A 6207-nucleotide genomic window follows, 5' to 3' on the forward strand; every position below is an offset into this window, starting at 1 on the left:
ATTAGTGCATAAAAGCCACAAGTGCTTTTTTAACTGCGTTCTTTATATGCTGACAAATAAATTCATTCATCCATCCCCAACCAAAATCAAACCAACGTTGCGGATGGGTATTGATAATCAGCTTTTCAGGAAGCTCGTCATTACCGATTAAAGTAATCAGTCGGCGGGTATTTTTGACTTTCAGTTCCAAGCCGCCTTCTACTTTATCCCTTACACTCGCACCTGTCTTATTCCATGCCCGCCCCGTATCTGTGATATAGAGTACTTTCGTATAATCCACATCAAAATACGGTTCTCCGATAATCCCCGCTTCTCTATAATTATATTTCTCCCACAGTTTCCGGTTATCCCACCTGCTGAGCGGACTTCCGTGCATGCAAACAGTCTTGGCCGGATAAAAACGGCGTATTTCGGCCAAATGTACCTTGAAATGTTCAAAAGCCTTTTCGTAGTTGCCTTTGGTAATCGTCAGGTCTTCGTAATGATAAGACATTTCATGTCCCAAAGCTACTATTTGTTCTATTATTTCTTCATTCCAAGTACCCTTTACTACCCTGATGTAGTAAGAAGCCTTCACGCCCGAGGCATGTTCTATCTGTGCCAACCGTAAGGCATTCTCCGGTCTTTTATCGATATCATGCCGCAATATCACTACTTTACCGTCAGCAGGAACTGATAAGAATTCTTCAAATGTTCGGAAGGTATAACCTGCCCGCCTCAGTGCGGATAAAAGAGACCGGTAAGTTTTAAGAGTGAAATCCATTATTGCTTTTTCTGTTATCAAGTTCATCCACAAACGAATACATGTACTCATTTACATCTATAAATAAATGATTGATGGTATCCCTGGCTCTCTCCTGCTCTCCGGCATAATCCTGTTTTGCTTTAAAGCGGCCTATCCATTCCTCAAAATCCATGCTTTTCCGGTTATGCAAAATTCCCAGCCTTGATGCAGCACGATTTGCCGGCATATCATATCTGATTCCTAAATAATACGACGGCACTCCCAATAAAGCAGCCTCACGCGCCATGCTGTCTCCCGAAGATATCAAAGCACAACTATAATAAATAAGAGAATGGATGCCCTCGACCGGCTCTTCCAGCAGAATCCAATCTTCAGGATACCTCTCTTTCATGGATTTATCTTCCAAAGAAAGCAACACTTTCCTACCATGAGGTATTTTCGAAGCAATACCCATAACGGCACCCGCATGTTGTCCCGTATAGTTAACCGTACCTACCGACACCTCCCTCACAAAGAAATACTCTTTGGGATGCAGTTTATATTTATCCAGGAATATTCTGTCGGGTGTAAACACATTCGGTGCCAGATATGCCCATTCCTTAAGGGCCGGCAACACTTTTACCTTAGAAGATAAGACATAACCGGGCGGCAGTTCGTAAAGGCAGTAATGAGATATTTTCGAAAACCATATTTTGGGCCTGAAATCAAAAGTCTGCGGGTCATCATCAAAAGTGTAGGAATGAAAGCCTCTCACTCTACCTATGACACTGCTTAAGAAAGCATTGGAATAAGCTATATCTATCCGCTTATCCAATGACCATAAAAACAGTTTGACAATCCGTATCAAATTGGCATCTACGATAGCCGACCATTTTGCAAGTCTGTGCCTGCCTATCACATAAATCTTTATTGCAGGATACGCAGCCAGTTCTTTCCGAACAATCAAAGGCATTTTCCCTCTGTCCAATACGGTGAGATACACAACATGCCCTTCTTCTGCCAGACGGATGATGAAATTCTTATAGAAATTATATTGCGGAGTATGGCAAATATCAAACCATACACTCTTCCTGCTCCTACCAGCAGATTCCCCTGTAACCATTTTCTTTCTCCAGCTCCTTTATCCTGACCAAATCAATTACCGCCTGTCCATCTCTGACCCTTACCGATTTGAAAATCTCGTCATTGTTGCTAATGATAATCGTTTCCGCCCAATCCAGCAAAGAGTCCATATCATCCTGCAACATACAGTTCAAATGCGGCAACTTCTCTTCAATCACGCTTTTATTCTTTCCTATCAGCCGTGCCAAAGAAACACTTCTGTCATATATCCTTATTTCATACCCCTTACCATACAATGCTTCTATCACATGTATAATAGGGCTGTTTCTCATATCATCCGTTCCTGCCTTGAAGCTCAATCCCAATACACCGATTTTCTTATGTCCTACTGCCTGAATCCACTCAATGGCGTTTTCCATGTGGTGCTGGTTGCTGCTTTCTATGGCATTCAGAACCGGCGTTTCCACATACAGGTCATGCGCCATTGTTTTCAGGGCTTTCAGGTCTTTAGGCAGGCAACTGCCGCCATACGCAAATCCCGGTTTAAAATAATAAGGGGAAATATTAAGCTGTTTGTCCATGCAGAAAATACGCATCACTTCGTGCGAATCAATGCCGTATGCCTTGCACACCCTTCCTATTTCATTGGCAAAAGTCACTTTGAGAGCATGATAGGAATTGTTTACATACTTAATCATTTCCGCCACTTCTATAGAAACCGTCTCAATGGGTGCACCCATCGGTGCATACAGTTCCGTCATAATATCCCGTGCCTTTTCACAGTCCGTACCTATTACCGTCAGTGGCGGATTCATGTAATCATTTACAGCCGTTCCCTCTCTCAGGAACTCCGGATTAGATACAACGGCAAAGTGCACATTCCGCGTCTTTCCGGACATATCCTCTATTATCTTACCCACTGCTTTATTCGTACCGGGAAATACGGTCGATCTGATGACGATAATATGAAAACCGTTTTTCTCCTTCAATGCCTCTCCTATCTCTTCGGCGGTCTGATAAATATAATTTAAGTTCAAATGTCCGTTATTCGTAGAAGGAGTACCTACGCACACGAAAGAAATATCACTTTCTCTCACAGCCTCCATGTAGTCGTGTGTAGCTCTGATTCTTCCTTGCAGATGCTGTTCCCTGATTATTTCGTCTATACCTGCCTCTACAATTGTAGGCATCCCCTCGTTTATTTTTTTAATCTTTTCGGAAGAAATGTCTATCCCGATAACTTTATGGCCGTTCTGTGCCAAACATCCCATGCCTACACATCCTACATAACCTAATCCAAAAAACGAAATGTTCATTGTTTTATTCTTTTTAAAATTTTTACTCCTATTTTCCCGATATGATATAATACCGGATTCAAGATGCATAAAAAACGTCCGTACTCTACCAGCTTTCCGCCGAATGCCGCTTTAAAGTCCCGTACTCCATAATTCTCATCGGCTTTTCCTGCCCCCATCATGTCGGATATAGGAATCCGCTCCTTTAAAGTTCGGTCTATAGCAGCCCATGTAGCCAATGTGGAAGGGCGTATTGACTTAAAACGTTCATCCAAACCAGCTACAAACCAATGATATAAAGTCTTATTTTTTAAGATAGAACATGTCACTCCACCTATTATTTGATTTTGATATTTTATCAATAAAATCCTTCCCCAATCCGATTGGTATAATTTCTCAAAAAAATCGAATGGAAATAGAGGAGTCTTTACTTTATTTCTATATAAATCGACTAAAATCCGATAATATTCACGAACTTCATCCAAAGACGGAGAGTCCACTAATATTGCGCCCTTTCTAAAACCGGCTTTTATGTCGCGTTTTTTACTACTGTGCAAATTCTTTTGTATAACTTCTTCGCTGCTGCAATCTATATGAAAATTCAAATGAGGTATATACTCAAAATCATTCTCACGAAACACATCTCTATACAAACTGTAATCTTTAAAATTACGGAACTCTATATAAATTGCTTTCTTATTCAATTTATTCCTGCAATAGGTCAAAAGTGCGGACAAAGCTTTGTCACTGATATCATCTGCCAGCAAGGCTCCACCTGTCACAATTGCTCTTCGCGAGAAATATTGTTTTAGTTTTCCTCCATCCTTTTGTATATAGCCAACCACTATTCCTTTCAAACATCCGTTCTCGGTAACCCCAAATACAAAAGCTTCCAAAAAAGACAAACCCGAATAAAAATCATAACATTCCTTTGTCTGGAAAAAATTGGCTGTCGAAGACTGTGCAATCAGCTCTTCCCAAGCTGTTACATCTATTCTTTCACTTACAAATATCATCTGTTCTATGTATGTTAAATATTGCGGAAAATCACGGTACTTGGCTCAAAACTCCTTTCAAGACCCTCTTTTCGGCTCACATTGAACCATATCCATTTAATATACTGTACATCTATAAAAACGTACTTTTCATTGCCTGTATTTCATCACTTTAGCCGGATTACCGGCTACAACAGCAAAATCCGGTACATCCTTGGTTACCACGGCACAAGCACCGATAATCGCGCCACGTCCTATATGTCTGCAACCGGGCAACACCGTAACCCGTGCACCAATCCACACATCACTTTCTATGTATAAAGGAGTTTTACCTTCCGAACCCTGTTTATTCATGGGAACATCTGTACGGCTATGCCGATGGCCTCCTCCTAAAAAGAGAACATCTTCTCCCATCATCACATTATCACCAATAGTAAGCATTCGCATAAGCACCTTGAAATTCCTGCCAAGCCCTACATTATTTCCTATCCGGACGTCTTTTCCATTCCCGATATACGCGCCTTGCTCAATATTATTGCCACTGCCGCAACATCCCAATATATGACGGCATATTGCTCCACGCATTCTTTTTGCAGCAGTACCAATGACCGGTACAGTCGATTTTGGCAAATGTCTGGCAAAACCATAATAAAGTAAAAGGCACAATTTGTATCGTATATTCATAATATCCTTATTACTCGCTGATAATGAAATGGCGTTTGTTATTGTGTAGAACAGGAAGTTCTGCTAAAAGCTCAATAGTAACCGGTACACCGAATTCCTGCTGCCAGAAACGAATAATATAGTTCCCTACTTCCGTATCATAGTTTTCGTTCACCACTAACCGGAACACTACGCAACCACTCTTTTGCTTTACTACTTGGAATTGGTCGATAGACCTTTTCAGTTCGGGAATATCCGTCTGGAAGAAGACGGTAAAATTGTGTACAATGAACCGTCTGCCCGACGGCATTACCAGTACATCATTATCCCGACCTAAAATCCGTACTATCTTTAGATGCTCCCTGCCGCATTCGCAAGGTGTATCGTCCACTTCAACAAAGTCCTGTGTATCATAACGGATAAAAGGCTGTGCCATGTTCCACAAACTCGTTGATACGAGTCTCCCAACCCCTTTTTTAACGGGATTTCCCTGTTCGTCCACTACTTCCGATATTCCATACTCTTCTGTTGAATGATAGCAGGTATGCGTAGGACATTCAAAAACGCACGAATTGCCCTCACAGCTATATGAGTCGAACACTTTACATCCCCAGGCCTCTTCTATCTCTTTCCTCGTTTCCGGAAACAAGGTATTGCCGGTGGTTGTTATCGCCACAGGCGACCAGGCAAATTCCGGATGCACACGTTTATAACGTGCCAGTAAAAGAAGCGGGTCGGGATAACAACGGATTACCCGGGGTTTATAACTTTCTATCTGCCGCAACACATTGGCAAAATTCTCATCCGTCAACGGGTTGGTAGCCAGATAAAGATTGTTAGTCATATAATCCTGCAACCGTTTCACAGGATTATTTCTCGGATTCTGACTCAGCTTGACATACCTGTCACCCAGTCGCCACCCCATATCATACCAGCCGCGTAGATTGGCTGCAATATTCACCGAGTAATCATCTTTCGTGGTCAGATAACGAAACGGCTCACCGGTCGAACCCGATGACGCACCTTGGACAATACTTTTTTCAGGAATACCGGCAGCCTTAAACCGTTCAATACCTTCTTTTTTTATCATGGCTTTTGTTACAATCGGCAACAGGCGTAAATCTTCTTTTGTCCGAATATCCGCGGGTGTCAACTGCAACTTATCCATTTCTTCCCTATAAAAAGGAACATGCCCGTAAGCATGAGTAATCAGCAGCCGCAGCCGTTCGTTCTGAAACCTGTCGATTTCCTCCCTGCTCCAATACCGGCTCTTTTGCAGAAAACGCAGATATTTGCTTACCGACTGCCCGGTCAATATATCACCCAAAGGCAGGATAACCCGTTCCTGAACACAATGATTAGATATCATATCACTACTGTCCCGTAAAAGTGGATAAATAGTTCTTTGAAATTATTGAAATATAGTCAATTACACGGTTTTTTGAAA

6 protein-coding genes are annotated in these 6207 nt (G+C 41.9%); all 6 read right to left on the reverse strand.

The window, feature by feature from the left end; all coding sequences use genetic code 11:
- Position 1 precedes the first annotated feature (1 nt).
- Entirely contained in the window at positions 2-763 is a 762-nt protein-coding gene (locus tag AB5903_RS16945) for a hypothetical protein (RefSeq protein WP_005654006.1), read from the reverse strand.
- Positions 747-1847 carry a hypothetical protein gene (locus tag AB5903_RS16950; RefSeq protein ID WP_117906248.1) on the reverse strand — a complete coding sequence of 367 codons (1101 nt, stop codon included), beginning with the start codon at positions 1845-1847 and terminating at the stop codon, positions 747-749. Before AB5903_RS16950 ends, AB5903_RS16945 begins: the two co-directional genes overlap by 17 nt.
- Positions 1822-3123, reverse strand: coding sequence for a UDP-glucose/GDP-mannose dehydrogenase family protein (locus AB5903_RS16955; protein ID WP_005654001.1), 1302 nt, complete (start codon positions 3121-3123; stop codon positions 1822-1824). The genes AB5903_RS16950 and AB5903_RS16955 overlap by 26 nt, the downstream gene beginning before the upstream one ends.
- Positions 3120-4118 carry a peptidoglycan bridge formation glycyltransferase FemA/FemB family protein gene (locus AB5903_RS16960; RefSeq protein ID WP_005653998.1) on the reverse strand — a complete coding sequence of 333 codons (999 nt, stop codon included), beginning with the start codon at positions 4116-4118 and terminating at the stop codon, positions 3120-3122. The genes AB5903_RS16955 and AB5903_RS16960 overlap by 4 nt, the downstream gene beginning before the upstream one ends.
- Before the next feature lie 129 nt (positions 4119-4247).
- Positions 4248-4682, reverse strand: a complete 435-nt coding sequence (locus AB5903_RS16965; RefSeq protein ID WP_270557592.1) for an acyltransferase — start codon at positions 4680-4682, stop codon at positions 4248-4250.
- Positions 4683-4791: 109 nt separating this feature from the next.
- Positions 4792-6129, reverse strand: coding sequence for a phenylacetate--CoA ligase family protein (locus AB5903_RS16970; protein WP_117857169.1), 1338 nt, complete (start codon positions 6127-6129; stop codon positions 4792-4794).
- Between the last annotated feature and the right edge of the window lie 78 nt (positions 6130-6207).

Origin of the sequence: Bacteroides sp. 2201st1_D9_2201SCRN_220225 (assembly GCF_040928965.1) — a bacterium.
Lineage (GTDB): Bacteria > Bacteroidota > Bacteroidia > Bacteroidales > Bacteroidaceae > Bacteroides > Bacteroides stercoris.

Coding starts and splice junctions, on each gene's coding strand:
- AB5903_RS16950 (WP_117906248.1), bottom strand. CDS start 1,847: ATGGTTACAGGGGAATCTGCTGGTAGGAGCAGGAAGAGTGTATGGTTT.
- AB5903_RS16955 (WP_005654001.1), bottom strand. CDS start 3,123: ATGAACATTTCGTTTTTTGGATTAGGTTATGTAGGATGTGTAGGCATG.
- AB5903_RS16970 (WP_117857169.1), bottom strand. CDS start 6,129: ATGATATCTAATCATTGTGTTCAGGAACGGGTTATCCTGCCTTTGGGT.
- AB5903_RS16965 (WP_270557592.1), bottom strand. CDS start 4,682: ATGCGTGGAGCAATATGCCGTCATATATTGGGATGTTGCGGCAGTGGC.
- AB5903_RS16945 (WP_005654006.1), bottom strand. CDS start 763: ATGGATTTCACTCTTAAAACTTACCGGTCTCTTTTATCCGCACTGAGG.
- AB5903_RS16960 (WP_005653998.1), bottom strand. CDS start 4,118: ATGATATTTGTAAGTGAAAGAATAGATGTAACAGCTTGGGAAGAGCTG.